Annotated in this window: 28 protein-coding genes and 1 tRNA gene; 7 read left to right on the top strand and 22 right to left on the bottom strand. The window is 62.5% G+C overall.

Annotation, left to right across the window (positions count from 1 at the left end; all coding sequences use genetic code 11):
• Positions 1–79: 79 nt before the first annotated feature.
• Positions 80–286: a cysteine-rich CWC family protein gene (locus ACFPQ5_RS05020; RefSeq protein WP_379752179.1), complete on the bottom strand. Its 207-nt coding sequence runs from the start codon at positions 284–286 to the stop codon at positions 80–82.
• Between the two features lie 170 nt (positions 287–456).
• Between ACFPQ5_RS05020 and argB the strand changes: the two genes are divergently transcribed.
• Complete coding sequence (gene argB, locus ACFPQ5_RS05015; RefSeq protein ID WP_379752178.1) at positions 457–1,386, top strand: acetylglutamate kinase; 930 nt, start codon at positions 457–459, stop codon at positions 1,384–1,386.
• Between the two features lie 61 nt (positions 1,387–1,447).
• A tRNA-Thr gene (locus tag ACFPQ5_RS05010) sits at positions 1,448–1,522 on the top strand.
• A gap of 18 nt (positions 1,523–1,540) precedes the next feature.
• Here the strand turns inward: ACFPQ5_RS05010 and ACFPQ5_RS05005 are convergent.
• Positions 1,541–2,425 carry a TraB/GumN family protein gene (locus ACFPQ5_RS05005; RefSeq protein WP_379752177.1) on the bottom strand — a complete coding sequence of 295 codons (885 nt, stop codon included), beginning with the start codon at positions 2,423–2,425 and terminating at the stop codon, positions 1,541–1,543.
• Between the two features lie 28 nt (positions 2,426–2,453).
• Between ACFPQ5_RS05005 and ACFPQ5_RS05000 the strand changes: the two genes are divergently transcribed.
• Genes ACFPQ5_RS05000 through pabB form a run of 3 tightly spaced genes read left to right on the top strand, consistent with a single transcriptional unit; the run spans position 2,454 to position 5,626 of the window.
• A complete protein-coding gene (locus ACFPQ5_RS05000; protein WP_379752176.1) occupies positions 2,454–3,194 on the top strand; it encodes an HAD-IA family hydrolase in 741 nt (246 codons plus the stop codon).
• 18 nt (positions 3,195–3,212) lie between these two features.
• Complete coding sequence (slmA, locus tag ACFPQ5_RS04995; RefSeq protein WP_379752175.1) at positions 3,213–3,791, top strand: nucleoid occlusion factor SlmA; 579 nt, start codon at positions 3,213–3,215, stop codon at positions 3,789–3,791.
• A gap of 11 nt (positions 3,792–3,802) precedes the next feature.
• Positions 3,803–5,626, top strand: coding sequence for an aminodeoxychorismate synthase component I (gene pabB, locus ACFPQ5_RS04990; RefSeq protein WP_379752174.1), 1,824 nt, complete (start codon positions 3,803–3,805; stop codon positions 5,624–5,626).
• A 3-nt stretch (positions 5,627–5,629) separates the two neighbouring features.
• Here pabB and ACFPQ5_RS04985 read toward each other — a convergent pair whose 3' ends face one another.
• Positions 5,630–6,217 carry a glutathione peroxidase gene (locus ACFPQ5_RS04985; protein WP_379752173.1) on the bottom strand — a complete coding sequence of 196 codons (588 nt, stop codon included), beginning with the start codon at positions 6,215–6,217 and terminating at the stop codon, positions 5,630–5,632.
• 6 nt (positions 6,218–6,223) lie between these two features.
• Positions 6,224–6,646, bottom strand: a complete 423-nt coding sequence (locus ACFPQ5_RS04980) for a CoA-binding protein (protein WP_379752172.1) — start codon at positions 6,644–6,646, stop codon at positions 6,224–6,226.
• Between the two features lie 118 nt (positions 6,647–6,764).
• Here ACFPQ5_RS04980 and ACFPQ5_RS04975 point away from each other — a divergent pair, with 118 nt between their 5' ends.
• Positions 6,765–7,352: a peptidoglycan recognition protein family protein gene (locus ACFPQ5_RS04975; protein ID WP_379752171.1), complete on the top strand. Its 588-nt coding sequence runs from the start codon at positions 6,765–6,767 to the stop codon at positions 7,350–7,352.
• A 222-nt stretch (positions 7,353–7,574) separates the two neighbouring features.
• On the opposite strand, the gene ACFPQ5_RS04970 is transcribed toward ACFPQ5_RS04975, so the two are convergent.
• From ACFPQ5_RS04970 to ACFPQ5_RS04905, 14 genes are all read right to left on the bottom strand, one after another.
• The gene (locus ACFPQ5_RS04970; RefSeq protein WP_379752170.1) at positions 7,575–7,997 is read right to left on the bottom strand and encodes a F0F1 ATP synthase subunit epsilon; all 423 of its coding nucleotides are present in this window, start codon (positions 7,995–7,997) and stop codon (positions 7,575–7,577) included.
• 26 nt (positions 7,998–8,023) lie between these two features.
• A complete protein-coding gene (atpD, locus tag ACFPQ5_RS04965; protein ID WP_136221702.1) occupies positions 8,024–9,427 on the bottom strand; it encodes a F0F1 ATP synthase subunit beta in 1,404 nt (467 codons plus the stop codon).
• 35 nt (positions 9,428–9,462) lie between these two features.
• Positions 9,463–10,338: a F0F1 ATP synthase subunit gamma gene (gene atpG / locus ACFPQ5_RS04960; RefSeq protein ID WP_136221701.1), complete on the bottom strand. Its 876-nt coding sequence runs from the start codon at positions 10,336–10,338 to the stop codon at positions 9,463–9,465.
• A gap of 67 nt (positions 10,339–10,405) precedes the next feature.
• Positions 10,406–11,947, bottom strand: a complete 1,542-nt coding sequence (gene atpA / locus ACFPQ5_RS04955; RefSeq protein WP_379752169.1) for a F0F1 ATP synthase subunit alpha — start codon at positions 11,945–11,947, stop codon at positions 10,406–10,408.
• A 73-nt stretch (positions 11,948–12,020) separates the two neighbouring features.
• Complete coding sequence (locus tag ACFPQ5_RS04950) at positions 12,021–12,554, bottom strand: F0F1 ATP synthase subunit delta (RefSeq protein WP_379752168.1); 534 nt, start codon at positions 12,552–12,554, stop codon at positions 12,021–12,023.
• Between the two features lie 2 nt (positions 12,555–12,556).
• Entirely contained in the window at positions 12,557–13,027 is a 471-nt protein-coding gene (locus ACFPQ5_RS04945; RefSeq protein ID WP_379752167.1) for a F0F1 ATP synthase subunit B, read from the bottom strand.
• 74 nt (positions 13,028–13,101) lie between these two features.
• A complete protein-coding gene (gene atpE / locus ACFPQ5_RS04940; protein WP_036253157.1) occupies positions 13,102–13,347 on the bottom strand; it encodes a F0F1 ATP synthase subunit C in 246 nt (81 codons plus the stop codon).
• A gap of 87 nt (positions 13,348–13,434) precedes the next feature.
• On the bottom strand, positions 13,435–14,268 hold the full coding sequence (gene atpB / locus ACFPQ5_RS04935) for a F0F1 ATP synthase subunit A (RefSeq protein WP_379752166.1): 834 nt from the start codon (positions 14,266–14,268) through the stop codon (positions 13,435–13,437).
• A gap of 2 nt (positions 14,269–14,270) precedes the next feature.
• Positions 14,271–14,606 (bottom strand): ATP synthase subunit I, encoded by a 336-nt coding sequence (locus tag ACFPQ5_RS04930; RefSeq protein ID WP_379752165.1) that lies wholly within the window; start codon positions 14,604–14,606, stop codon positions 14,271–14,273.
• A 604-nt stretch (positions 14,607–15,210) separates the two neighbouring features.
• Positions 15,211–16,080 carry a ParB/RepB/Spo0J family partition protein gene (locus tag ACFPQ5_RS04925; protein ID WP_379752164.1) on the bottom strand — a complete coding sequence of 290 codons (870 nt, stop codon included), beginning with the start codon at positions 16,078–16,080 and terminating at the stop codon, positions 15,211–15,213.
• A gap of 19 nt (positions 16,081–16,099) precedes the next feature.
• Complete coding sequence (locus tag ACFPQ5_RS04920; RefSeq protein ID WP_379752162.1) at positions 16,100–16,870, bottom strand: ParA family protein; 771 nt, start codon at positions 16,868–16,870, stop codon at positions 16,100–16,102.
• A gap of 95 nt (positions 16,871–16,965) precedes the next feature.
• Positions 16,966–17,622: a 16S rRNA (guanine(527)-N(7))-methyltransferase RsmG gene (rsmG, locus tag ACFPQ5_RS04915; RefSeq protein WP_379752161.1), complete on the bottom strand. Its 657-nt coding sequence runs from the start codon at positions 17,620–17,622 to the stop codon at positions 16,966–16,968.
• Positions 17,619–19,559, bottom strand: coding sequence for a tRNA uridine-5-carboxymethylaminomethyl(34) synthesis enzyme MnmG (mnmG, locus tag ACFPQ5_RS04910; protein WP_379752160.1), 1,941 nt, complete (start codon positions 19,557–19,559; stop codon positions 17,619–17,621). Before mnmG ends, rsmG begins: the two co-directional genes overlap by 4 nt.
• A gap of 214 nt (positions 19,560–19,773) precedes the next feature.
• Entirely contained in the window at positions 19,774–20,544 is a 771-nt protein-coding gene (locus ACFPQ5_RS04905) for a sulfite exporter TauE/SafE family protein (RefSeq protein ID WP_379752159.1), read from the bottom strand.
• Positions 20,545–20,664: 120 nt separating this feature from the next.
• Here ACFPQ5_RS04905 and ACFPQ5_RS04900 point away from each other — a divergent pair, with 120 nt between their 5' ends.
• Complete coding sequence (locus ACFPQ5_RS04900) at positions 20,665–21,822, top strand: iron-containing alcohol dehydrogenase (protein ID WP_379752158.1); 1,158 nt, start codon at positions 20,665–20,667, stop codon at positions 21,820–21,822.
• Between the two features lie 2 nt (positions 21,823–21,824).
• On the opposite strand, the gene ACFPQ5_RS04895 is transcribed toward ACFPQ5_RS04900, so the two are convergent.
• The 4 genes from ACFPQ5_RS04895 to ACFPQ5_RS04880 all read right to left on the bottom strand — a co-directional run bounded on the left by ACFPQ5_RS04895 (position 21,825) and on the right by ACFPQ5_RS04880 (position 26,029).
• On the bottom strand, positions 21,825–22,673 hold the full coding sequence (locus tag ACFPQ5_RS04895; protein ID WP_379752157.1) for an alpha/beta fold hydrolase: 849 nt from the start codon (positions 22,671–22,673) through the stop codon (positions 21,825–21,827).
• An 8-nt stretch (positions 22,674–22,681) separates the two neighbouring features.
• Positions 22,682–23,704: a branched-chain amino acid ABC transporter permease gene (locus tag ACFPQ5_RS04890; protein WP_379752156.1), complete on the bottom strand. Its 1,023-nt coding sequence runs from the start codon at positions 23,702–23,704 to the stop codon at positions 22,682–22,684.
• Between the two features lie 3 nt (positions 23,705–23,707).
• Positions 23,708–24,592, bottom strand: coding sequence for a branched-chain amino acid ABC transporter permease (locus ACFPQ5_RS04885; protein WP_379752155.1), 885 nt, complete (start codon positions 24,590–24,592; stop codon positions 23,708–23,710).
• A 231-nt stretch (positions 24,593–24,823) separates the two neighbouring features.
• Positions 24,824–26,029, bottom strand: coding sequence for an ABC transporter substrate-binding protein (locus ACFPQ5_RS04880; protein WP_136221686.1), 1,206 nt, complete (start codon positions 26,027–26,029; stop codon positions 24,824–24,826).
• Positions 26,030–26,045 lie beyond the last annotated feature (16 nt).

The following is a 26,045-nucleotide window of genomic DNA, read 5'->3' as shown; positions in this document are numbered from 1 at the left end:
GGTCCGGTTCCGGCGTCTCACGTCAACGGCGCGACAGATCCATGATGCACGCCATCGCCTTGCACCAGGCCGCTGCCCCTCAATCGTCGCGTGGGAACCTTTTTTCGAGCGCCGCGTCGGAGGCAGCTGCGGCAATGTGCGCGCGCAGGCAGGCCGGGCACCAGCAGCCGGCCTCTGCTCCCGGTACCGGCACCACCGGCGGCAGTTCGGTACACCAGCAAGGGGCGTCGCCGCCATCGGCCATGGCACAGCCGAACGGGGCGCCGCAGCGGGAACAAACGCTCATGGCGCAGCCTTGCGCCAGCAATTATTCGTCATGTGTAATATCGTAGAAGCATTCATCGGCAGCGATCGCGATCCGGTCACACGATAAAATACAACAATCACGCCATAGAATGCCCACAAGGGCGCCCGTGTTGCCTGTAAAATCTCCGCCACATTTATTTCGGACTCCCCATGAACGCTCAGCTGACCAGCCTGAAGACCGAGGAACAATCGAGTGACCTGACCGCGGTCTCCCCGCAGATCAAGGCACAGATCCTGGCCGAGGCGCTTCCCTACATCCGCAACTTCCATGGCAAGACGATTGTCATCAAGTACGGCGGCAATGCCATGACCGACGAACGCCTGAAGCACGGCTTCGCGCGCGACGTCATCCTGCTGAAACTGGTGGGCATGAACCCGGTCGTGGTGCACGGCGGCGGTCCGCAGATCGACAACGCCCTCAAAAAGATCGGCAAGCAAGGCACCTTCGTGCAAGGCATGCGCATCACCGACGAAGAAACCATGGAAGTGGTCGAGTGGGTGCTGGGCGGCGAGGTGCAGCAGGACATCGTCATGCTGATCAACCACTACGGCGGCCAGGCAGTCGGCCTGACCGGCAAGGACGGCGGCCTGATCCGCGCGCGCAAGATGGCCATGCCCGACAAGACCAAACCGGGCGAGTTCCTCGACATCGGCTTTGTCGGCGAAATCGAAGCGATCAATCCGGCTGTCGTGAAAGCGCTGCAGGACGACGCCTTCATTCCGATCATCTCGCCGATCGGTTTCGGCCAGGACGGCCAGGCCTACAACATCAATGCCGACGTCGTCGCCGGCAAGATCGCGGAAATCCTGAAAGCCGAAAAGCTGATCATGATGACCAACATCGCGGGCGTGCAGGATAAATCCGGCAAGCTGGTGACCGACCTGTCGGCGCGCGAGATCGACGAGATGTTCGAAGACGGCACGATCTCTGGCGGCATGCTGCCGAAGATCTCGTCGGCGCTGGACGCGGCCAAGTCGGGCGTCAATACCGTGCACATCATCGATGGCCGCATCGAGCACTCTTTGTTGCTGGAAGTCTTGACCGAACAGGCTTTTGGCACTATGATCCGGTCGCACTAAAGAAATGTGGCGCGATCGCGCCACATCGTCACGGCGGGCATTGCCCACCGCGACTCTACCCGCCCTTGTAGCTCAGTGGTAGAGCACTCCCTTGGTAAGGGAGAGGCCACGTGTTCAATCCACGTCAAGGGCACCACTCCCCTCCCCGCAGTTCTCAGTACACCCGCTCCACCTTCAGACCGCGCTGGCGCAGCAGTTCCGGTACGCCCTGTTTTCCCAGCAAGTGCATCAGCCCGACCGCGGCCACCGCATTGTCTTCGCGCGCCAGCAGCGCCGCCAGCTTGTCCGCCATCGGGCCGTTACGTTCCACCAGCACCACGTCGCGCATGAACTTGCCGCTCACGCTGTCGTCGGTCTCGACGCGGCGGGCGATGGCCTCGAACGCGCTGCGGTCGGCGCGCTCATAGGCGTCGAACAGCTCGCGCGCCTCGCGCAGCTGGCGTCCCGAGGCCATGTTCTCCAGCGTTTCTTCCAGCAGGCTCCACTGGGTGTCGAGCGGCAGCCGGTTCATCAGCGCCGCCTGGTACTGCACCGACTCCAGTTCGGCGATGCGGGTTTTGCCGCGCACCAGGCTGGCCAGGTGGACGTCCACGCCCAGCGCCGGATCGACGCCGAGCTTGACCATGTCCCCGACCGCGAGCATCGTCGCCAGCACCCAGGGTTTCAGTTGCGCCACGCCGGCCGGATCGATGCCCTGGCGCTTGAGTGCGGCCTCCAGTTTCCGGCGGCGCTCGGCCGGCAAGCTGGCATAGCCCGGGCTGCCCGCCGGGAACAGGCCGTGCTCGCGGAAAGCCGCCGCCACGGCCTGCGGGTCACGCCCCGTATCCACTTCCAGCGCCAGCGTCCGCGCCGCTGCGACCGCCTGGCCGATGCGCGGCTCGAGCGGATAGTAATCCGGCTTGCCCGCGTGGATAGTGCCGTACAAATACAGCGTATGCTGCGCCCCCGTCACCTTGAACAGCGCGCCGCGTTCCGCCGCAAAGGCCTGGCACGCCATCAGGAACAAGCTCAGGAAGATCACTATAATCGGACGTCGCATCTCTACTCCTCCTGTCATCGATTTCAACGTGCCGAATCATACCCCTGCCGCTCCCGTCTGGTTATTCGACCTGGACAATACTTTGCACGACGCCTCGCACGCGATTTTTCCCGCGATCAGCGCCAACATGAACACGTATATCGCACGCGTCCTGCACGACGGCGTCACGCCGGTCACGCAAGCCCGGGTCGATGCCGCGCGCCTGGGCTACTGGAAGCGCTATGGCGCGACCTTGCTCGGCATGATGCGCCACCACGGCGTCAGCGCCGCCCATTTTTTAAGCGAGACCCACGATCTGCAGGATCTGCGCGCGATGATGCGCTCGGAGACGGGACTTGGAAGGCTGCTGCAAAAACTCCCGGGCCGCAAGATCCTGCTGACGAACGCGCCGCGCGACTACTCGACGCAGGTCATGCGCCACCTGAAACTGGGACGCCACTTCGCCCACCACATCGCGATCGAGCAGATGCACGTGCACCGCCAGCTGCGCCCGAAGCCCTCGAAGCTGATGCTGGCGCGTTTGCTGCGCAAGCATGGCGTGGCGGCGCGCGACTGCATTCTGGTCGAAGACACGCTGGCGAATCTGAAAAGCGCGCGCCAGCTCGGCCTCGGCACGGTCTGGGTGACCCAGTACCTGCGCGTCAAGGAACGCAGCACGCTTGCGCAAACGCGCCCCCGGCGCCTGATTCGCCCCAATTATGTCGATGTCAAAGTAAAATCCGTGCGGCAGCTGCCGAAGCAGTTGCGGCGACTTCGCCCTTTTACTTAACCTCTCTTTCGGAATCCCATGGCAAGTACCAAGCCAGGCCAGCGTAAACTGCAAATCCTCCAGGCCCTGGCGGCCATGCTCGAGCAGCCGAAGGGAGAAAAGATCACCACCGCCGCGCTGGCGGCACGCCTGGAGGTGTCGGAAGCGGCGCTGTACCGTCATTTCGCCAGCAAAGCGCAGATGTTCGAAGGCCTGATCGACTTCATCGAGGCCAGCGTCTTCGGCGTCATCAACCAGATCACGGAAAAGGAAGAACGCGGCGTCGACCAGGCCTATGCGATCCTCACCATGCTGTTGTCCTTTGCCGCCAACAATCCCGGCATGACGCGGGTGCTGATCGGCGACGCGCTGGTGAACGAGGACGAGCGCCTGCAGCTGCGCATGAACATGTTCTATGACCGCGTCGAGCTCGCGTGCAAGGGCGCGCTGCGCCTGGCCGCGAGCCAGGGCCACGGGATCGAGGACGACGTCGCCGCCCGCGCCAGCCTCTTGGTCAGCTACGTCACCGGACGCTGGCACCGCTACGCGAAGAGCGGCTTCCGCCAGAACCCGGCCGAAGGCACGGGCGTACAATTGTCACTGCTGCTGGCAGCCTGACGACCTTGAGCATGGACACGGTCTTTGCACTGCTCGACGATGCGAGCGCGGAGGGTCATGCACAGGCGCGCTCGCGCCTGTACACGGGTCACGCAGGCACCCTGGCCTGCATGGATGCCGCCGGCTGGAACGGCGTCCTGGCGGACCTGCAGGCGGCCTTACGACGCGGCCTGTACGCCGTGCCCCTGCTCAGCTACGAGCTGGGCGCGCAGCTGCTCGGCATCCCCACGACAAAACCGCTTGTGAAACCGCTGGCGCAGGTGCTGCTGTTCGAACGCTGCGAGCACTTGAGCGCCACGGAGGCGCAAGCCTGGATCACGACCCGCGCGCATATGGAGACGCCCGCCGGCGTGGCCGCCATCACGCCGAACGTCGACGAAGCGCAGTTCACGCAGGCGATCGATGCGATCCGCGCCTACATCGCCGCCGGCGACACCTACCAGGTGAACTACACCTACCGCCTGCGCTTCGACGCCTTCGGTTCCGTGTATGCCCTGTACCAGCGCCTGCGCGCACGCCAGCCGGTGCCCTACGGCGCCCTGGTCGGCCTGCCCGACGGCGGCGCCCTGCTCTCCTTCTCGCCCGAGCTGTTCGTGCGCTGCATGGGCGGCACTTTACTGGCACGGCCGATGAAGGGCACGGCACCGGCCAGCGACGATGCCGAGACCGATGCCCAGCGCGCCGCCGCGCTGGCGCTGGACCCGAAGAACCGCGCCGAAAACCTGATGATCGTCGACCTGCTGCGCAACGACCTGGGACGCGTGGCGCAGACCGGCAGCGTGGCGGTGCCTAAACTGTTCGAGGTGACGCGCTTCGGCGCCGTGCTGCAGATGACCTCCACCGTGCAGGCGACACTGCGCGAGGACGTGCGGCTGGCCGAGGTGTTCACGGCCCTCTACCCCTGCGGCTCGATCACGGGCGCGCCGAAACGCAGGACGATGGAAATCATCGACGAACTCGAACCGGACCCGCGCGGCATCTATACGGGCGCGATCGGCTGGTTCGATCCGCCCGGCGACGGCCGCGCCTTCGGCGACTTCTGCTTATCCGTGCCGATCCGCACGCTGGCTTTGGAGCCGGGAGAAGGTGTGCGGCGGGGAGAACTGGGCGTCGGCGCCGGCATCGTCTACGACAGCGACCCGCAGGCCGAATACGCCGAGTGCAAGCTGAAGGCGCGCTTCCTGACCGGGCTGGCGAACGAGTTCGAACTGTTCGAGACGATTAAAGCCTCGTGGCAGGACGGGCCGCGCCACCTCGACCTGCACCTGGCCAGGCTCAGGGCATCGAGCGCCTATTTCGGCCTGCCTTTCGATGCCGTCGCGGCCGACACGCTGGTACGCGACGCCTGCCTCGGCCTGCCGCGCGAAGGCGGTGTCTACCGGCTGCGCCTGGCGCTGGCCGCGGATGGCGCCTTGACGATCACCTCCGCGCCGCTGGCGCCCTTGAGCGAACCGGTACGCGTGCTGCTGGCCGATACGCCGACCCACTCGGGCGACGTCTTCCTGTGCCACAAAACCTCGGTACGCAGCCGCTACGACGCCGCCTGGCGCGCCGCCGAAGCCCACGGCGCCTTCGATGCCCTTTTCTTCAACGAGCGCGGGGAACTCACGGAAGGGGGCCGCAGCAACGTGTTCGTGCGCCTGGACGGCCACTGGTGGACGCCGCCGCTGTCCTGCGGCCTGCTGCCCGGCGTGATGCGCCAGGTGATCCTGGCCGCGCCGGCCTGGGATGCGCGCGAGCGCGTGATCACGCGTGAGATGTTCGACAGGGCGGACGGCATCATGGTCTGCAATGCCTTGCGCGGCCCGCTGCTGGCCGCCCTGGTCGACGCCTGAGGCTTACAGCGCCGCTTCGATCCGCTTGAGCAGCTCAGGATCTTCCGGCGTGACCTTGCTCGGGTAATACTCGATGACCTGGCCATCGCGCCCGATCAGGTATTTCGTGAAATTCCATTTCGGTTCCTTCCCGGTCTGCTTGGCCAGCGCGGCATGCAGCGGGTTGGCGTTCGCGCCCGTCACCACGGTCGGGGCGAACATCGGGAATTTCACGCCGTAGGTGTTGTAGCAGAGGTCGGCGATTTCCTTGGTGCTGGCCGCTTCCTGCTTGAAATCGTTGGAAGGGAAACCGAGGACTACCAGGCCGCGCGGGCTGTATTTGGTGTACAGCTTTTCCAGGCCTTCGTACTGCTTGGTGTAGCCGCAGTAGCTGGCCGTGTTCACGACCAGCACGACTTTACCGGCGTACTGGCACAGGTCCTGCGGCGCTTCGTCCTGCAGGCGTTTGAAACTCTGTTTCAGCAGGGCCGGGCAGCTGCTTGGTGCCGGGGTGGCGGCGACCAGCGGACGCGGATTGACGACGCCGGTGGTCTGGGCGCTGCTCGATGCGGCGGCCGCCAGCAGTGCGAGGGAGAGGAGGAGTTTGGACATGATTGTTCAGGCGTTGAGCTTACGGTGTTCGATTTTCAGGCAGTGGTTCATCACCACGTCGAGACCGGCGGCACGCGCCAGGTCGGCGGCGGCCTGGTTTTCGATCTCGAGCTGCATCCACAGGCAGCCGGCGCGGATCGCGATCGCATCGCGCGCCAGCGGCGGGATGTCTTCCGACTTGCGGAAGCAGTCGACGATGTCGATCCGGGTGCCGCTCGGCGCCATCGCGTCGGCCGCTTCCTGCAGGCTGGCATACACCTTCTCGCCGAGGATCTCGTCACCGGCGTAGGCGGGATTCACGGGAAGGATGCGGTAGCCCTGCCCCTGCAGGTATTCGGCGACGCCGAAGCTGGCGCGGTCGGGCTTATTCGACAGGCCGACGATGGCGATGGTTTTGCTGTCGTTGAGGATTTGGGGGATCGTTCTCATGGTCGTCATCAGTAGTCTTTGTTCGATGCTAGCTTAACAGGTTTGCATCGTTCGCCGTGTGTTTGCATGCGCCTGGCGGCTGTGGAAAGATGGCGGCTTCCTGTACTCGGGCTCATCCATGAAAACCTCCCTCGCCGCTCTCCTTTTGACCCTGGCCATCTCCGGCTGCGCGCTCAAGCCGCCCGCACCTGCGGTCGTTTCCGTGGCCGAGTGGGGCGGCACGCCGGCCGATGCCGCCAAAGCGCGGCGTCACACGATCACCCACATCACCCTGCACCACCAGGGCGAACCTTTTAAAGCCGGCACCGATCCGCGCCAGTACCTGCGCAATCTGCAGACCTGGTCGAGGAACACCAAGGGCTGGCTCGACATCCCCTACCACTACATCATCGACCTCGAAGGCAAGGTGTATGAGGGGCGCGACATCGCCTATGCGGGCGACACCAACACGGAATACGACCCGAGCGGACATGCGCTGATCGAAGTGGTCGGCAATTTCGAGGAAGTGGAACCGAATCAGGCGCAGCTGGATGCCGTGGTCAAGCTGATGGCGCTGCTGGCGAAAAAGTACCGGGTGCCGGTGGAGCACATCGCCAGCCACCGCGATTATTCGAACAACACGGTGTGTCCGGGGGCGAATCTGTATCGCTATGTGCAGAATAGCTACTTCAAGGAGCAGGTGGCGCTGCAGCTGAAGGGAGAGTGAGCGGTGGATTGCTGAGGCGCTGCGTCTAGGCTAGCTGTGAAACGCGTGGACTCGGGAGTCCACCCTACGGTCCTTGGCTAGTCCCAGTCGCGGTGGAAGCATGCCTGGTACGTAGGGTGGACTCCCGAGTCCACGGCCTTTTGCCAGCACACCACCAGCCCCGCGACCATAAAAAAGGCAGAGCCGCAGCTCTGCCTTTTTGTTTGCTACCGAAGGAAAGGCTCAACGGCCTTTCGAACGCAATCTCTGAATCGCTGCCAGCTGGGCGATAGCCGACGCCAGTTCCGCCTGCGCTTTCGCGTAGTCGATCTGCGCATCCTGCGACTGCATCAGCTCTTCGGCAGCCTGCTTCGCCGATTGCGCTTTTGCCTCGTCCAGGTCGGCACCGCGGATCGCGGTGTCGGCCAGCACGGTCACGCCGTTCGGTTGCACTTCGAGGATGCCGCCGGCGACGAAGACGAACTCTTCGCCACCACCGGCCACCTCGATGCGCACCGCGCCCGGGCGGATCCGCGTGATCAGCGGGGTGTGCTTCGGGTAGATACCCAGCTCGCCCGCTTCACCCGGCAACGCGACGAAGGTCGCCTCGCCGCTGAAGATTTGCGCTTCGGCCGAGACCACGTCAACGTGAATTGTGTTTGCCATGTGTGTCCTTCAGTTGAAGAGCCGACTTAGGCAGCCAGTTTCTTGGCTTTTTCGATCGCTTCTTCGATGGTGCCGACCATGTAGAACGCCTGTTCCGGCAGGTGGTCCAGTTCGCCCGATGCGATCATCTTGAAGCCCTTGATCGTGTCTTTCAGCGAAACGTACTTGCCTGGCGAACCGGTGAACACTTCAGCGACGTGGAACGGCTGCGACAGGAAACGCTGCATCTTACGAGCGCGTGCCACGACCAGCTTGTCTTCCGGCGCCAGTTCGTCCATGCCCAGAATCGCGATGATGTCGCGCAGTTCCTTGTAGCGCTGCAGGGTACCCTGGACGGCGCGGGCCGTCTCGTAGTGTTCCTGGCCGACGACCAGCGGGTCCAGCTGGCGCGAGGTCGAATCCAGCGGGTCGACCGCAGGGTAGATACCCAGCGAGGCGATGTCACGCGACAGAACGACGGTCGAGTCCAGGTGGGCGAAGGTGGTTGCTGGCGACGGGTCGGTCAAGTCATCCGCAGGGACGTAGACGGCCTGGATCGAGGTGATCGAACCGGTCTTGGTCGAGGTGATGCGCTCTTGCAGACGGCCCATTTCTTCGGCCAGGGTCGGCTGGTAGCCCACCGCCGACGGCATACGGCCCAGCAGTGCCGAGACTTCGGTACCGGCCAGGGTGTAGCGGTAGATGTTGTCGACGAAGAACAGAACGTCTTTACCCTCGTCACGGAAGGCTTCGGCCATGGTCAGGCCGGTCAGCGCGACGCGCAGACGGTTGCCTGGTGGTTCGTTCATCTGGCCGTAGACCATTGCGACCTTCGAGTTGGTCGGGTTTTCCAGGTCGACGACCTTGGCGTCCGCCATCTCGTGGTAGAAGTCGTTACCTTCACGGGTACGCTCACCAACGCCGGCGAACACGGACAGACCCGAGTGCGCTTTTGCGATGTTGTTGATCAGTTCCATCATGTTGACGGTTTTACCCACGCCGGCGCCGCCGAACAGGCCAACCTTACCGCCCTTGGCGAACGGGCACACCAGGTCGATGACCTTGATGCCGGTTTCCAGCAGGTCTTGCGATGGCGACAGTTCGTCGTAGACAGGTGCCGAGCGGTGGATCGATGCCATGCGCTCGTTGCTGACCGGACCGCATTCGTCGATCGGGTTACCCAGCACGTCCATGATGCGACCCAGGGTGGCGACGCCAACCGGGACCATGATCGGGTTGCCGGTGTTCTGGATGGTCATGCCGCGACGCAGGCCTTCCGAGCTGCCCAGTGCAATGGTACGGACGATGCCGTCACCCAGCTGCTGCTGCACTTCCAGGGTCAGTGCGGAGCCTTCCATTTTCAGTGCGTCGAAAACTTTCGGCATGGCGTTACGTGGGAATTCCACGTCGACCACTGCGCCGATACACTGAACGATTTTGCCATCAGCCATGTTCGTTCCTTCAGATATAGTTAAATTCTTGTCGTTTAGACCGCTGCCGCACCGGCGACGATCTCGGAGAGTTCTTTGGTAATCGCTGCCTGGCGGGTCTTGTTGTAGACCAGCTTCAGTTCACCGATGACGCTGCCTGCGTTGTCGCTTGCCGCTTTCATTGCCACCATGCGTGCCGACTGCTCGGACGCCAGGTTTTCAGCGACCGCCTGGTACACCAGGGCTTCGACGTAGCGCACCAGCAGTTCGTCGATGACGACTTGCGCTTCCGGCTCGTAGATGTAATCCCACGAGATGGCGCCCTTGTCCGCTTCCAGGTGCTTGGCCGGCAACGGGAGCAGCTGCTCGACGACCGGTTCCTGCTTCATCGTGTTGACGAACTTGGTGTAGCACAGGTAAACCGCGTCCAGCTGGCCATCCTGGTATGCGTCGAGCATGACCTTGATCGGGCCGATCAGCTTTTCCAGGTGCGGGGTGTCGCCGATTTGCGTCACGTGCGACACGATCGGCACGCCGACACGGTTCAGGAAGCCCAGGCCCTTGTTGCCGATGGCAACTGCCTCGACGCGGTTGCCCGCCGCTTCCAGTTCCTTCGACTTCAGCGTCACCTGGCGCAGGATGTTGGTGTTCATGCCGCCGCACAGACCTTTATCGGTCGTGACGACGATGAAGCCGACAGCTTTTGCCTGCACGTGTTTGGCTTGCGCCATGAAGACGTGCGTGTACTCCGGGTTTGCGCCGGCAAGATTGGCGGTGATGTTACGAACCTTCTCACTGTAGGGACGGGCGGCGCGCATGCGATCCTGCGCCTTGCGCATTTTCGATGCGGCGACCATTTCCATCGCCTTGGTGATCTTCTTCGTATTTTCTACGCTCTTGATCTTGCCACGAATCTCTTTGCCTACTGCCATGAGTCCTTACTCCTTCCGGTCATCCGGCACTGCATTGGAAAATGCCGTGCCGGACTATCCATTTTCATTAAAATGCGCCGGATTTTTTGAAATCAGCAATGGCGGCCGCGAGTGCTGCTTCGGCGTCCTTGTCCAGTTGCTTGCTTTCTTCGATCTTCGACAGGAGCGCAGCCTGCTTGGTCTTCAGGTAGCCGTGCAGGCCGTTTTCGAAGGCCAGCACTTGCTTGACTTCGATATCGTCGAAGTAGCCCTTGTTGACGGCGAACAGCGATGCGGCCATCAGCGAGATCGGCAGCGGCGAGTACTGCGGCTGCTTCAGCAGCTCGGTCACGCGCGCGCCACGGTCCAGCTGCTTGCGGGTCGATTCGTCCAGGTCCGATGCGAACTGCGCGAACGCAGCCAGTTCACGGTACTGCGCCAGGTCGGTACGGATACCGCCCGACAGGCCCTTGATGACCTTGGTCTGGGCAGCGCCACCGACGCGCGAGACCGAGATACCGGCGTTAATCGCAGGACGGATACCGGCGTTGAACAGCGAGGTCTCCAGGAAGATCTGGCCGTCGGTAATCGAAATCACGTTGGTCGGAACGAAGGCCGAGACGTCGCCTGCCTGGGTTTCGATGATCGGCAGTGCGGTCAGCGAACCGGTCTTGCCGGTGACGGCGCCGTTGGTGAAGGCGGACACGTAGTCGGCGTTCACGCGGGCTGCGCGCTCGAGCAGACGGCTGTGCAGGTAGAACACGTCGCCTGGGTAGGCTTCGCGGCCTGGTGGGCGGCGCAGCAGCAGCGAGATCTGGCGGTAGGCGACTGCCTGCTTCGACAGGTCGTCGTACACGATCAGCGCGTCTTCGCCGCGGTCGCGGAAGTATTCGCCCATTGCGCAGCCGGAGTAGGCCGAGATGTACTGCATGGCGGCCGATTCGGACGCCGATGCTGCCACGACAATGGTGTACTCCATCGCGCCGTGCTGCTCGAGCGAGCGCACGATGTTCTTGATGGTCGATGCTTTCTGGCCGATCGCAACGTACACGCAGGTCATGTTCTGACCCTTCTGGTTGATGATCGCATCGACAGCCACGGCCGACTTGCCGGTCTGGCGGTCGCCGATGATCAGCTCACGCTGGCCACGGCCGATCGGCACCATCGCGTCGATCGACTTGATGCCGGTCTGCATAGGCTGCGAGACCGATTCACGGGCGATGACGCCTGGCGCGATCTTTTCGATCGGGGCGGTCAGCGCGGTGTTGATCGGACCCTTGCCGTCGATCGGCTGGCCCAGGGCGTTGACGACGCGGCCACGCAGTTCAGGACCGATCGGCACTTCCAGGATGCGGCCGGTGGTCTTGACGGTGTCGCCTTCGGAGATGTGCTCGTAAGCACCCAGGATGACGGCGCCGACCGAGTCGCGCTCGAGGTTCATCGCCAGACCGAAGGTGTTGCCAGGGAATTCCAGCATCTCGCCCTGCATCACGTCCGACAGACCGTGAATACGGCAGATACCGTCGGCGACGGAGATCACCGTGCCTTGATTGCGAACGTCAGCGGACGCTTCCAGGCCCTGGATCCGGCTCTTGATCAGTTCGCTGATTTCAGATGAATTAAGTTGCATGAGTGCTAACTCCTAATAGTTTCTTGATGCGTAGGGCAAGGGCGTGAGATGCGGCGATGTGTGCGATGTCCGCTTACGCAGTCAGCGCAGCATGCATTTGCTGCAGCTTGGCGCGTACCGAGGTATCGAGCACTTCATCACCGACCAGCACGCGCACACCACCGATCAGCGACGGGTCCACGGTCACGGTTGGGTTGAGCTTGCGGCCAAATTTCTTTTCCAGCACGATGACCAGTTCTGCCACCTGGGCGTCGCTCAGCGCAAAGGCGCTGGCGATGTCCGCGTCGGCAGCGCCGGCCTGGGCATTCTTGAGCACCTGGAACTGCGCGCCGATTTCCGGCAGCAGCACGATACGGTCGTTTTCGGCCAGCATCGTCAGGAAGTTCTGAGCTTCCGGGGTGACCGGCGCCTTGACCAGCGAGGTCAGGGTGGCGACCAGGTCGGCGGACGTCAGCTTCGGGTTGGCGGCAAACGCCTGCACATCAGGGTTGGCGCCGACTTGTGCCAGTTGCGACACCAGTTCGGACCAGGCTGCCATGTCGCCGGCTTGGGCGACACGGAACAGCGCTTCGGCGTAGGGACGGGCGACGGTTGCGAGTTCGGCCATGATTACAGCTCGGTCGACAGTTGCGACAGCAGGGCGGCGTGCGCTTCTGCGTTCACTTCACGCTTGAGGATCTGCTCGGCGCCTTGCACTGCCAGGGCAGCGACCTGGCCACGCAGTTCTTCGCGCACGCGGGTCACTTGCTGCTCGGCCTCGGCACGGGCGGTAGCGACGATACGGGCGGCTTCGTCAGCGGCGGTCTTCTTGGCGTCTTCGATGATCATCGCGGCGCGCTTTTCAGCGTCGGCGATGCGCGACTGGCCTTCGTCACGGGCGCTGGCCAGTTCGGCCTGCACGCGCTTTTCGGCGGCAGCCAGGTCGGCCTTGCCACGGTCGGCGGCGGCCAGCCCATTGGCGATGCGCTCGGCGCGCTCGTCGAGTGCCTTCATCAGCGGCGGCCACACGAATTTCATCGTGAAGAGCGCCAGGACGAGGAAGACGGCGAGCTGTGCAAACAGAGTTGCGTTGAGGTTCACGGTTTTTCCCTTCTCACAAAAACGGATGCCGAACCGCGATGGTTCGGCCCTTCAAAACCAAACTTCCCGGTGATTTAGGTCGGGGTGAACGGATTTGCGAAAGCGAACAGCATGGCGATACCAACGCCGATCAGGAATGCCGCGTCGATCAGACCAGCCAGCAGGAACATCTTGGTCTGCAGGGTGTTCATCAGTTCAGGCTGACGTGCCGAAGCTTCGAGGTATTTACCGCCCATGATAGCGATACCGATACATGCGCCGATAGCGCCGAGGCCGATGATCAAACCGCAAGCCAGTGCAACAAAAGAAACGTCAGTCATGATTACTCCAAAAAGTTAATTTAAAAACTAGATTAAAAACTACAACTTCGTTACAACCACTATCTTGTTCGATGCTTGCGGCGCCGATCAGTGGCCTTCGTGGGCCTGACCGAGATACACCAGCGTCAGCATCATGAAGATGAATGCCTGCAGGAACACGATCAGGATGTGGAAGATCGCCCAGATCGAGCCGGCAATCACCTGGCCTGCGAAACCAAACACGGTTGCGGTCGAGCCAAGCAAAGCGATCAAGAGGAACAGCAGCTCACCGGCAAACATGTTGCCGAACAGTCGCATACCGAGCGACACCATTTTTGCTGCGTATTCGATGATGTTCAGGAGCAGGTTGAACGGCGCCATGTAGATGCCGAACGGTGCTGCGAACAATTCGTGGAGCCAGCCGCCCAGGCCCTTGATCTTGATGCCGTAGTACAGCATCAGGATCAGCACGCCCAGCGAGATGCCGATGGTGCCGTTCAGGTCGGCGGTCGGGACGACACGGTGGTGCGGTTCGCCGAAGCCGAGTGCGCGGAAGGCAGCCGAGAACAGGTCCACCGGCAGGAAGTCCAGCGAGTTCATCAGGGCGACCCAGACGAACACGGTCAGTGCAGCAGGCGCGATGAAGCTGCGGTCGCCGTGGACGATCGTCTTCGACTGGTTCTCGACCATTTCGACCAGCATCTCGACGGCAGCCTGGAAACGGCCCGGCACGCCGGCGGTCGCCTTGCGTGCTGCCATCCACATGATCAGGCAGCCGAGCACGCCCATGGTGATCGACCAGAACAGGGTGTCGTAGTGGATGACGTTGAAGTCAACCGGACCGTGCTGGTGCACGTTGGAGAGGTGGCCGAGGTGGTGCCGGATGTACTCTGATGCGGTGGGCGCGTGGGTCGCTGCGCCTTCTACAGTTGTCGTCGCCATTTTCAGTGCCTAAATAATAAGAATATGTAACTTTTCAGTGCCACGATGAACCCGGCGAGTAGCGCCAGCCAGTTCAGGTCACGGTACAAGTACGCAGTTGCACCCAGCAGCGCAAGCGTTAAACCGATCTTTATAAATTCCCAGAAGAAGAACGTGAGGGGATTGGCCCCACCCGTCTTCGTTGATGCGAACAAGCGTAGCGCCATGATTCCATTGGGCACGACGCAGCAGAGTCCGCCAAGCACCGCCGAAAACATCGCAGGCCATCCCCCCAACAGTGCGGCGAGGACGCCGACAACTGCTGTTGCGATCAATTGCAGGGAGACCAGGCGTAACATTTTTATTCTTTGCCTTGGCCGTTTGAACCGAGTTACGGTGTGGTAATTACATGAATCAGCGGGATTATATGATCGTTAGTGCATCTGAGTCAAACGATTCCAGTTGTGCTCGTTCCTGTCGGACGGGGCGAAAATGTCACACAAATATTGCGCGATTCATGGGTTTTCGCAGCAGTTAGGCGCGACAAATACAGATGTGAAGGCAGACTCTGCAGGGCGGGATGGCCGGCTTACCGTAGTTTTGCGGTAGCGCCTGGTGTTGTCATGTGGTAACGGAGACGCGCCGTATTTGGGGCAAGCGACGGCTGTGAAAGCTGCACTACGCTGGTGCGCGTCAGAGAAAACGGAAGTTGTGCAGCCACAGCTCACAAGCTGCGTACAGGCTTGTGAACAAACTTATCCACAGTTGAGTTAGGGTTTTCGTAGGGTGGGCACTCCATGCCCACGCGGTCAAGCGCTCGCATGCCGCAATGCTGAGCCCGCCAGATAGTGCTGGTGGTTTATCCCATGGCTATACACCGCTTCCCCACCGGCTTTCCACATTCCTGTACACCCTTGTTCACGCGCTTGTCGACAGGCTTATCCACAAGCGCGTTCTACCCGCTCAGGCACGCAGGCGCGCCAGCACCCCTTCCAGGATATCGAGGTCGGCGAAATCGATGATCATCTGTCCCCTGCCCTTCGGACCCATCTTGAACACGACCGGCGTCGCCAGCTTGTCCGACAGCTCCTCTTCCAGGCGCACGATGTCTCCCGACTTTTCCTTCTGGCGCGGCGCCGTGTTGTCGCTGGCCTGCTCTTCCAGTGCTTTCGCCACCAGCTTCTCGGTTTCGCGCACCGACAGGCGTTTCGCCACCACGTGACTCGCCAGCGCGATCTGGCTGGCGTTGTCCACCGACAGCAGGGCGCGCGCATGGCCCATGTCGATATCGCCCGCCATCAGCATGGTCTGCACCGGTTGCGCCAGGTTCACCAGCCGCAACAGGTTCGACACCGCGCTGCGCGAACGGCCGACGGCGCTTGCCGCCTGCTCGTGCGTGAAATCGAAATCCGAGATCAGGCGCGCGATGCCCTGCGCTTCTTCCAGCGGGTTCAGGTCTTCGCGCTGGATGTTCTCGATCAGGGCCATCGCGGCGGCGGCCTGGTCGTCGACTTCGCGCACCAAGACCGGGATGTCCTCGAGTCCAGCGAGCTGGGCCGCGCGGAAGCGGCGTTCGCCGGCGATGATTTCGTAACGTCCCCCATCGACGGGTCGCACCAGCACCGGCTGCATGATTCCCTGGGTTTTGATCGACGCCGCCAGTTCGTTCAGCGCGCCCTCGTCCATCCGGGTGCGTGGCTGGTATTTGCCGGCCTGCAGCTGGGAGACCGGGAGCGAGGACGGCGCGCCGGCGGGTGCAGGCGTCGCGTCCATGTCTCCGCCCAGCAGCGCATCGAGACCGCGGCCGAGGCCCTTGAGTTTTTTGGTTGCCATTGTGGATAACTCTTTCTAATTACATGGTCTTGATGCGCTCGACCATTTCGGCCCCGAACGCGATATAGGCCTGGGCGCCCTTCGAGGACGGATCGAAGACGACGCCGGGCACGCCGTACGAGGGCGCTTCGGCCAGGCGCACGTTGCGCGGGATGATCGTTTTAAACACCTTGCCGCCGAAGTGCTGCTCGAGCTGGGCCGAGACTTGCTGCGACAGGGTCATGCGCGGATCGAACATCACGCGCAGCAGCCCGATGATTTTTAAATCCGTGTTCAGGTTCGCATGCACCTTCTTGATCGTGTTCACCAAGTCGGACAAACCTTCGAGCGCATAGTACTCGCACTGCATCGGGATGATCACGCCATGCGCGGCGCACAGGCCGTTCAGGGTCAGCATCGACAATGCGGGAGGGCAGTCGACCAAAATAAAATCGTAGTCGGCGTCCACTTTCGCCAGTGCATGTTTCAGGCGCCGCTCGCGGTTGTCGAGTTCCACCATTTCGACTTCGGCGCCGGCCAGCTCGCGGTTGGCGGGCAGCACGTCGAAGCGCCCTGCTTCCGAACGCTGGCGCGCTTCAGGCACTTCGGCTTCGCCCAGCAGCACCTGGTAAGTCGAGGCGTTCAATGAGGCCTTGTTGATGCCGGCGCCCATGGTCGCATTGCCCTGCGGGTCGAGGTCGACCAACAGCACGCGCTGCTCGAGCTTGGCGAGACCTGCCGCCAGGTTGACGCTGGTGGTCGTCTTGCCGACGCCGCCCTTTTGGTTTGCAACACAAAATATCTTTGCCATCTGTTCTTTCAAGCGAGACACTTCAGTTCATACCGTTCATACTCAATAAACCGTTCATCTGGTTTATATCGTTTAAACGGTATAAACGATTTATATTATTGGTTGGTCTGTGCTGCTTTTTCGATGAAAACCAGGTGCCGCTCCGCTTCCAGTTTCGCCACCTTGATCGGCCGCAGTTCTTTCACTTTCCATTCGCCCGGCAGCCGTTCCTGCTCCTCGGGTGGCGCCGTGCCTTTCAAGGCAATGAACTGTCCGCCCTCGGCCAGCAGGTGCCCGGACCAGTTGACGAAATCGGAGAGGTCGGCAAAAGCGCGCGAAGTAATCGTGTCGAAGGGTCCCGCTTTCAGATCCTGCACCTTCATCGTGTACACGGTCACGTTGTTCAGGCCCAGTTCGGCCTTCACTTGCGTCAAAAACGCGGTTTTCTTGTGGACCGTGTCGATTAGGGACACTTTCATGTCCGGCCGTGCGATCGCCAGCACGATGCCGGGCAAGCCGCCCCCTGCCCCGACGTCGAGCACGTTTTTCGCATCCTTGAACGCCGGTACTGCGGCCAGCGAATCGAGCAGGTGGTGCGTTACCATCTGCAGCGGGTCGCGCAGAGAGGTCAAGTTATAAACGCCGTTCCACTTGGCCATCAGCGCCAGGTAATCCATCAATTGCTCGCGCTGGGCCGCCCACAGCGGCAGATCCATCTCGTCGATGCCGTTGCTCAGGATTTCAAACAATTTTTCGCGGTCAAAACCCCTCACTGTGCGGCCTCCTCATTGGTGGCCGGGACACTGCTAAAACCCTTGGCGCCGCGTTTTTTCAGGTGCACCAGCAGCAGGGAAATCGCCGCCGGGGTGACGCCGGAGATGCGCGACGCCTGGCCCAGGGTTTCGGGACGCTGCTTATCGAGCTTCTGGCGCACCTCGATCGAGAGCGCCGCGATCTCCAGGTAATCCAGGTTCTCGGGCAGTTTCAGGTTTTCATAGTGGTCGTGACGCTCCACTTCCTTGGCCTGGCGGTCGATGTAGCCCGCGTATTTCAGCTGGATTTCTACCTGCTCTTTCACCGCCGGGTCTTCCACGCCGGGGCCGGCCAGCGGCTGGCCTTCGACGCCCGTCATCGTCATCAGGGTTTCGTATTCGACGCCCGGACGGCGCAGCAGATCAGCCAGGTTGTACTCGCGTTCCAGTGCCTGGCCGACCACGCGTTCCGACTCGGCGGCCGCCAGGATGCGCGGATTGACCCAGGTCGAGCGCAGGCGTTCCAGCTCGCGCGCCACCGATTCACGCTTGGTTTCAAAAGCAGCCCACTGCGCATCGCCGACGACGCCCAGCTTGCGGCCGATTTCGGTCAAACGCATATCGGCATTGTCTTCGCGCAGCGACAGGCGGTACTCGGCGCGGCTGGTGAACATGCGGTAGGGCTCGGCCACACCCTGGGTCGTGAGGTCGTCGACCAGCACGCCGAGATAGGCTTCCGAGCGGCCCGGGGTCCAGGCTTCTTGCCCCTTGGTTTGCAGGGCAGCGTTCAGGCCGGCGAGCAGACCTTGCGCTGCCGCTTCTTCGTAACCGGTGGTGCCGTTGATCTGGCCGGCGAAGAACAGGCCGCGGATGGCCTTGGTTTCGAGCGAGGATTTCAGGCCGCGTGGGTCGTAATAGTCGTATTCGATGGCATAGCCGGGACGCAAAATAAAGGCGTTTTCCATGCCCTTCATCGAGCGCACCAGCGCCAGCTGCACGTCGAAGGGCAGGCTGGTCGAGATCCCGTTCGGGTAGATCTCGTGGGTCGTCAGGCCCTCCGGCTCAAGGAAGATCTGGTGCGATTCCTTCGAGGCGAAGCGGTGGATCTTGTCTTCGATCGACGGGCAGTAGCGCGGGCCCACACCCTCGATCACGCCGGTGTACATCGGGCTGCGGTCGAGGCCGTTGCGGATGATGTCGTGGGTCTGCGCATTCGTGTGCGTGACCCAGCACGGCACCTGCTTCGGGTGCATCGCGGCATTGCCCATGTACGAGAACACGGGGACTGGATCGAGGTCGCCCGGCTGTTCGGCGAGCACCGAGTAATCGATGCTGCGGCCGTCGATGCGTGGCGGCGTGCCGGTTTTCAGGCGCCCTTGCGGCAGCTGCAGCTCTTTTAAACGGCTCGACAGCGAGACGGCTGCCGGGTCGCCGGCGCGGCCGGCCGTGTAGTTCTGCAGGCCGACGTGGATTTTACCGTCGAGGAAAGTACCGGCGGTCAGCACCACGGCACGGGCGCGGAACTGCAGGCCGATCTGGGTCACGGCGCCGACGACGCGGTCGCCCTCGACCATCAGGTCGTCGACGGCTTGCTGGAACAGCCACAGGTTCGGCTGGTTTTCCAGCCGCGAACGGATCGCCGCTTTATACAGGATGCGGTCGGCCTGGGCGCGGGTGGCGCGCACGGCCGGGCCTTTTGAGGAGTTCAGGATGCGGAACTGGATGCCGGCTTCGTCGGTGGCGATCGCCATCGCGCCGCCGAGGGCATCCACTTCTTTCACCAGGTGGCCCTTGCCGATGCCGCCGATCGACGGATTGCAGGACATCTGGCCCAGGGTTTCGATGTTGTGAGTCAGGAGCAGCGTCTTCTGTCCCGTGCGTGCGGACGCGAGCGCGGCCTCGGTGCCGGCATGGCCGCCGCCGACGACGATCACGTCAAATTCAGTTGGAAATAGCATGATGGAGGTGTGAGGCGAGGAATCTAATAGGCGATTATAGAAGCATTTGCGTTCGCAATCTCAGCGCCGCTGGAAAACGGAAGCGATTTTGTTTCACGTGGAACACAGTAGAAAGTGCTTTTGGTGCTGTTTCACGTGAAACAATGGGGACGACCAGGCGAAAAAAAAGCTGGGCCAGCGACGAGCTGCCCAGCTTTTGTTTCACGTGAAACAGTCAACTCGCCAGTCGAACGACCGCATCGAACGCTGTTTTTACGATCAGCGTGGACACCACGACCAGGAACAATTTACGCACGAACGCACTGCCATGCTTGATCGCGAGGCGCGTACCGACGACCGAGCCGCCGATCTGGCAGGCCGCCATCAGCAAGCCCAACTGCAACAGCAGGTGGCCGCTGTAGCCGAACCAGAGCAGCGCCGACAGGTTGCAGGCGACATTCACGATCTTGGCTGCTGCCGAGGCGCTGAGGAAATCGAAACCGAAAAAGCGCACGAACAGGAAGATCAGGAAGCTGCCTGTACCCGGACCGAAGAAGCCGTCATAAAAGCCGATCGCGGCGCCAATGCCGACCGCCCACCAGCGCTCGGCGTGGCCGCTGTGCACCGGCGCGTGCACCGATCCCAGATCCTTCTTGCGGAAGGTGTAGACGGCCACCGCCAGCAAGATGAACGGCAGCAGGCTGCGCACGAAGTCGCCCGGCACCCGCGTGACGGTCCAGGCGCCAACGAAGGATAAGGCAAACGCGGCCAGCGCCGCCGGCGCCGCCGCGCTCCACGCAACGCGCACGCGGCGGGCGTAGTTCACCGCAGCGGCGCTGGTGCCGCAGATGCTGGCCAGTTTATTGGTACCGAGCAGGGTCGCCGGTGCTTCTTTCGGCAGGAAGGAAAAGATGGCGGGCACCTGGATCAGGCCGCCCCCGCCGACGACGGCGTCTACCAGCCCGGCAAGAAAGGCGGCGCCGCCGAGCCATACGAAGTCAATCATCTACTGCTTTCGCTTGCAAATTCGAAGGGGGAAATTGTACGGCAACTGAGCCAAGCACTGCCCTTCCACCGTTCAGTTTCTGGTGTAAGCTAAGCCGATAATAATCAACGGGGACCCAGCATGACCGCCTTCGCCTTCCACACCGTCGCCAGCATCGTTTCGGAACCGGGCGCCGCCGCCCGCCTCGGTCCGCTCGTCGCCGAACGTTTTACGAACGCCCGACGCGCCCTGATCGTGACCGACGCCGGCTTCCTGCGCACCGGCCTGCTCGAACCTGCGCGGGCCAGCCTGGCCGAGCGAGGGCTGGCGGTACAGATCTTCTCGAACGTCGTCGCCGACCCACCGGAGCAGATCGTCATTGAGGCAGTCGACTGCGCGCGCGCACACGAGACCGACCTGGTCATCGGTTTCGGCGGCGGCAGCTCGATGGACGTGGCGAAACTGGTGGCGGTCCTGGCCGGCAGCGAGCAGCCTCTGAACCAGATCTACGGCATCGGCAAGGTCACGGGTCAACGACTGCCTCTGATCCAGGTGCCGACCACGGCCGGTACCGGTTCCGAAGTCACGAATATCGCCATCGTCACCACTGGCGAAACCACCAAGATGGGCGTGGTCTCGCCCCAGCTGTATGCGGACCTGGCCCTGCTGGATGCGGAACTGACGCTGGGCTTGCCGCCGCTGGTGACGGCGGCAACCGGCATCGATGCGATGGTGCATGCGATCGAGGCCTATACCAGCAAGCACAAGAAGAATCCGCTGTCCGATAATCTGGCGCGCCAGGCGCTCGCCCTACTATCCAGGAACATTTTGGTTGCCGTCGAAAACGGCAGCGATCTGGAAGCGCGCCAGGCCATGCTGCTCGGCGCCTGCCTGGCCGGCCAGGCATTTTCGAATGCACCGGTGGCGGCCGTGCACGCGCTTGCGTATCCGATCGGGGGCATTTTCCACGTACCGCACGGCCTGTCTAATTCACTCGTACTGCCGCATGTACTGCGCTTCAATGCTTCGCACGCAGCGCCCCTGTACGCCGAATTGGCGGACATCGTCGTACCAGGGACAGGCGGTAGCGCCGAGGACAAGACCGAAGCATTGATTGCTGCGATGCAGCAGATCGCGCAACGCAGCGGTATCCAGACCAAGCTGGTTCAAATGGGGATCAGCGAAAACGATCTCGACCGGCTGGCGGACGACGCCATGTTGCAGACGCGCCTGCTCGGCAACAACCCGCGCGAGCTCACCCGTGCCGATGCACGCGCGATCTACGCCGCGGCTTTATAGAATTAAAAGGTAGACGCAGCGCCGCCCGACGCTGCAAAGAAATCGAGCAATAGGGCGTTGAGGCGCTCGCTGGCCGTGACTTGCAGCCAGTGATCGGCGCCATCGATGCGCTCGTAGCGGAAGTAGTCGGCGACATAGGCCGTCGAGTCGCACATCTGCGCTTCGCCCAGCGCGGGATCGAGGCTGCTCCAGACACCCATTACGGGCACCCGCACCGGTTCCGTCTTGCTGCCAAGTAGCATGGCATGGGGGACATTCGCGCGGTAATAGTTGAGGGCTGCCGTCAGGCGGCCCGGTTCCCGTAAATTTTTCTTCCAGTGTCCGACTTGGGCGCGGTCGCTCGTGAACCGGTTCAGCAAATAAAAATCACCGGCCTTCAATGAATTCTCCGCCAGGCCCGGCACCATGAACCACATCATGTAACTCATGCGCAGGGTTTGCAGCAGGCCGGCGCGGGCGACGGCGGTCGGGTGGCCGGCCGACAGCGCGACATACTGTTCGATGCGTTCGGGCGCCCCCATGCACAGCAGCCAGCCGACCAGGGCACCCCAGTCGTGGCCGACAACCCGGGCTCGCGCGACGCCGAGCTGGTCGAGCATGGCGAGCACGTCGGAAGCGATATCCTCCACCCGGTAAGCGGACACGGCCTGCGGCGCATCGCTGCCGCCATAGCCGCGCAGGTCGGGCGCCAGCACCCGGTAGCCGGCCGCCATCAGCGGCGCGATCTGCTTGCGCCAGACGACGTGGGTGTCCGGGAAACCATGCAGCAGCACGACGGCGGGACCCTCCCCTGCGCTCTGGACCTGCATGCGCAGGCCATTCACGGTCAGATAGAGGGTCTCCTGTTTCATGCGTTCTCCTAGGCTGCTTCGCGGTCGGTCGTAGCGGCGACGCGGCTGCCTGGCGCCTGGGGCTTGCGTCCCATGCGCTCGAGCAGCGCGCCGATTTCCCCGACGATACCACGGCGGAACAGCAGAACGCACACGATGAAGATCAGGCCGGTCACCATGCCGACCGACTCGCCCAGGCTCGAGAACCAGGATATTCCCGTGCTCTCGGCCAGGAAATTGCCCAGCTCTCCCAGCTTGTTTTCCAGGGCGACGATGATGAAGGCGCCGATGATCGGACCGGCCATGGTGCCCATGCCGCCCACCAGGGTCATCAGGACGACCAGGCCCGACATGGTCCAGTGGACGTCGGTCAGGGTTTCGAAGCCCAGCACCAGCGTTTTAGTCGCCCCTGCAAGGCCCGTAAGGGCCGCTGAGAGCACGAACGCGAGCAGCTTGTACTTGTCGGCGTCATAGCCCAAAGAAATGGCCCTGGGCTCGTTTTCCTTGATCGCCTTCAGCACTTGGCCGAAGGGCGAGTGTACGGTGCGCACGATCAGCGCGAAACCGGCCACCGCGATGGCCAGCACGACGTAGTACAGGGTCAGGTCGTTGCCGAGATCGATCATGCCGAACAGTTTTCCACGCGGCACACCCTGCAGGCCGTCCTCACCGTGGGTAAAGGGGCTGCGCAGGGCGGCGAAATACACCATCTGCGCCAAGGCCAAGGTGATCATCGAAAAATAGATGCCCTGGCGGCGGATTGCCAGCGAACCGATGACGAGACCGAGCACGGCGCTGGCGGCGACGCCTGCCAGGATGCCGAGTTCCGTCGGCAGGCCGACGCTGGCCAGCAGGTAGCCCGTTACGTAGCCGGCGCTGCCGAAGAAGGCAGCGTGGCCAAAGGACAGCAGTCCCGTGAAACCGATCAGGAGGTTGAAGGCGCAGGCGAACAGCGCGAAGCACAGCAGCTTCATCAGGAACACGGGGTAGCCGACGAAGGGCGCGACCAGGGCGACGACCAGCGCCAGCGTATAGGCGATTTTCTTGTTCATGGTTTATTTCTCCTTACCGAACAGACCGGCCGGGCGCAGCAGCAGCACGATGACCATGACCACGAACACGACGACCTCCGAGCCTTCCGGATAGAAGACGCGGGTCAGGCCCTCGATCACCCCCAGCAGCAGGCCGGTGATGATGGAGCCGAGGATCGAACCCATGCCGCCGATCACGACGACGGCGAACACGACGATGATCAGGTTCGAACCCATCAGCGGGGTGACGTTGATCACGGGAGCGGCCAGCACGCCGGCCAGGCCGGCCAGGGCGACGCCGAAGCCATAGGTCAGCGTGACCATGCGCGGCACGTTGATGCCGAAGGCTTCGACCAGTTTCGGGTTTTCGGTACCGGCGCGCAGGTAGGCGCCGAGCCGCGTTTTTTCGATCACGAACCAGGTGCCGAGGCAGACCACCAGCGAGGAGACGACCACCCAGGCGCGGTAGTTCGGCAGCATCATGAAGCCGAGGTCGGTCGCGCCCTGCAGCTGCTCGGGCACGTCCAGGGTCTGGCCGGAAACGCCGAAGAAGGAGCGGAATACGCCTTCCAGCAGCAGCGTGATGCCGAAGGTCAGCAGCAGGCCATATAGGTGATCGAGTTTGTAGAGCCAGCGCAGCATCGACTTCTCGACGGCGATACCGAAGGCGCCTACCAGCAGCGGGGCCAGCACCAGCATCATCCAGTAATTCAGCTCATACGTGGTGACGCCGATGTAGGCCAGGAAGGCCCCCATCATGTACAGCGCACCGTGGGAAAAATTGATGACGTTCAGCAGGCCGAAAATCACGGCCAGGCCGAGCGAAAGCATCGCGTAGAAGGAACCATTCACTAAGCCCAGCAGCAGCTGGCTCATCATGGCTTGCAGGGGGACGCCGAAGATTTCCATAGATACCCAAAGCAAAAAGACGGGATGGCGGCGGCCGAAGCGGCCGGACCGGCCAAGGGGTGTGATGAAGCAAAGTCAGTCGTACAGGTCGGCGTTTCGCCGTGCAGACGATCGTTGAACGCGTGGACGGAGGATCCGTCCACCCTACAGTTCGCGCCACGTAGGGTGGACGGTTCTGCCGTCCACGCGTTCAACTCACGTTCGCATTACTGCGCGTACATCAATACGACATTACTTCCAGGCAGCGCACTTCGTTTCGGACTTCTTGGTGTACGCCTGGTCGCCCGGGATGGTGGCGACGACCTTGTAGTAATCCCATGGGTACTTCGACTCGGCCTTGGTCTTCACCTGCATCAGGTACATGTCGTGCACCATGCGGCCGTCTTCGCGGATCACGCCGTTCTTGGCGAACATGTCGTTGATCTTGGTCGCCTTCAGCTGGGCCATGACCTTGGTCGAATCGTCGGTGCCGATCTTCTTCACGGCGTTCAGGTAGTTCACCGTTGCCGAGTAGTCGGCCGCCTGCAGCATCGACGGTTCCTTTTTCATCTTGGCGAAATAGCGCTTGGACCAGGCGCGGGTGTCGGCGTTCATGTCCCAGTACCAGCCGTCGGTCAGGTACATGCCCTGGGTCGCATCCAGGCCCAGGGTGTGGACGTCGTTGATGAACACCAGCAGGCCGGCGATCTTCATGTTCTTGGTGATGCCGAATTCCTTGGCCGCCTTGATCGAGTTGATCGTGTCGCCGCCGGCGTTGGCCAGGCCCAGCACCTGCGCCTTGGACGATTGCGCCTGCAGCAGGAAGGACGAGAAGTCCGACGCCGACAGCGGGTGCTTGACGCTGCCCAGCACCTGGCCGCCGTTGGCCTTCAGGACGTCGGTGGTGTCCTTTTCCAGCGACTGGCCGAAGGCGTAGTCGGCGGTCAGGAAGTACCAGCTCTTGCCGCCCTGCTTGAGCATGGCCGAACCGGTGCCGCGCGCCAGCGCCACGGTGTCGTAGGCGTAGTGCACGGTGTAGGGCGAGCACTGCTCGTTGGTCAGCTGCGCGGTGCCGGCGCCGATCGAAATGAAGACTTTCTTTTTCTCGCCCGCGACTTTCGCCATGGCGAGGTTGGCGCCCGAGTTGGTGCCGCCGATCAGCATGTCGACGCCTTGCTGGTCGAACCATTCGCGCGCCTTGGAGGCGGCGATGTCCGGCTTGTTCTGGTGGTCGGCGACCATGAACTGGATTTTTTTACCATTCACGGCGCCACCCATGTCGGCGATCGCCATGCGCACGGCTTCGGCGCCGCCGTTGCCGTCGACGTCGGAATAGACGCCGGACAGGTCAGTGATGAGACCGATCTTGATGGTGTCGTCGCTGATTTGGGCGTGCGCAGGTGCCATGAAGCCGGTGAGTGCGGCGCTGGCGGCGAGGGCGAGGGCGGTGCGTTTCATCTTGTCTCCGTTCTTG

This window comes from Massilia suwonensis (assembly GCF_042655665.1).
Taxonomy (GTDB): Bacteria; Pseudomonadota; Gammaproteobacteria; order Burkholderiales; family Burkholderiaceae_D; genus Telluria; species Telluria suwonensis.
Note: the sequence above shows the minus strand (reverse complement) of the source record. Positions and strands in the feature narration are given on the sequence as shown.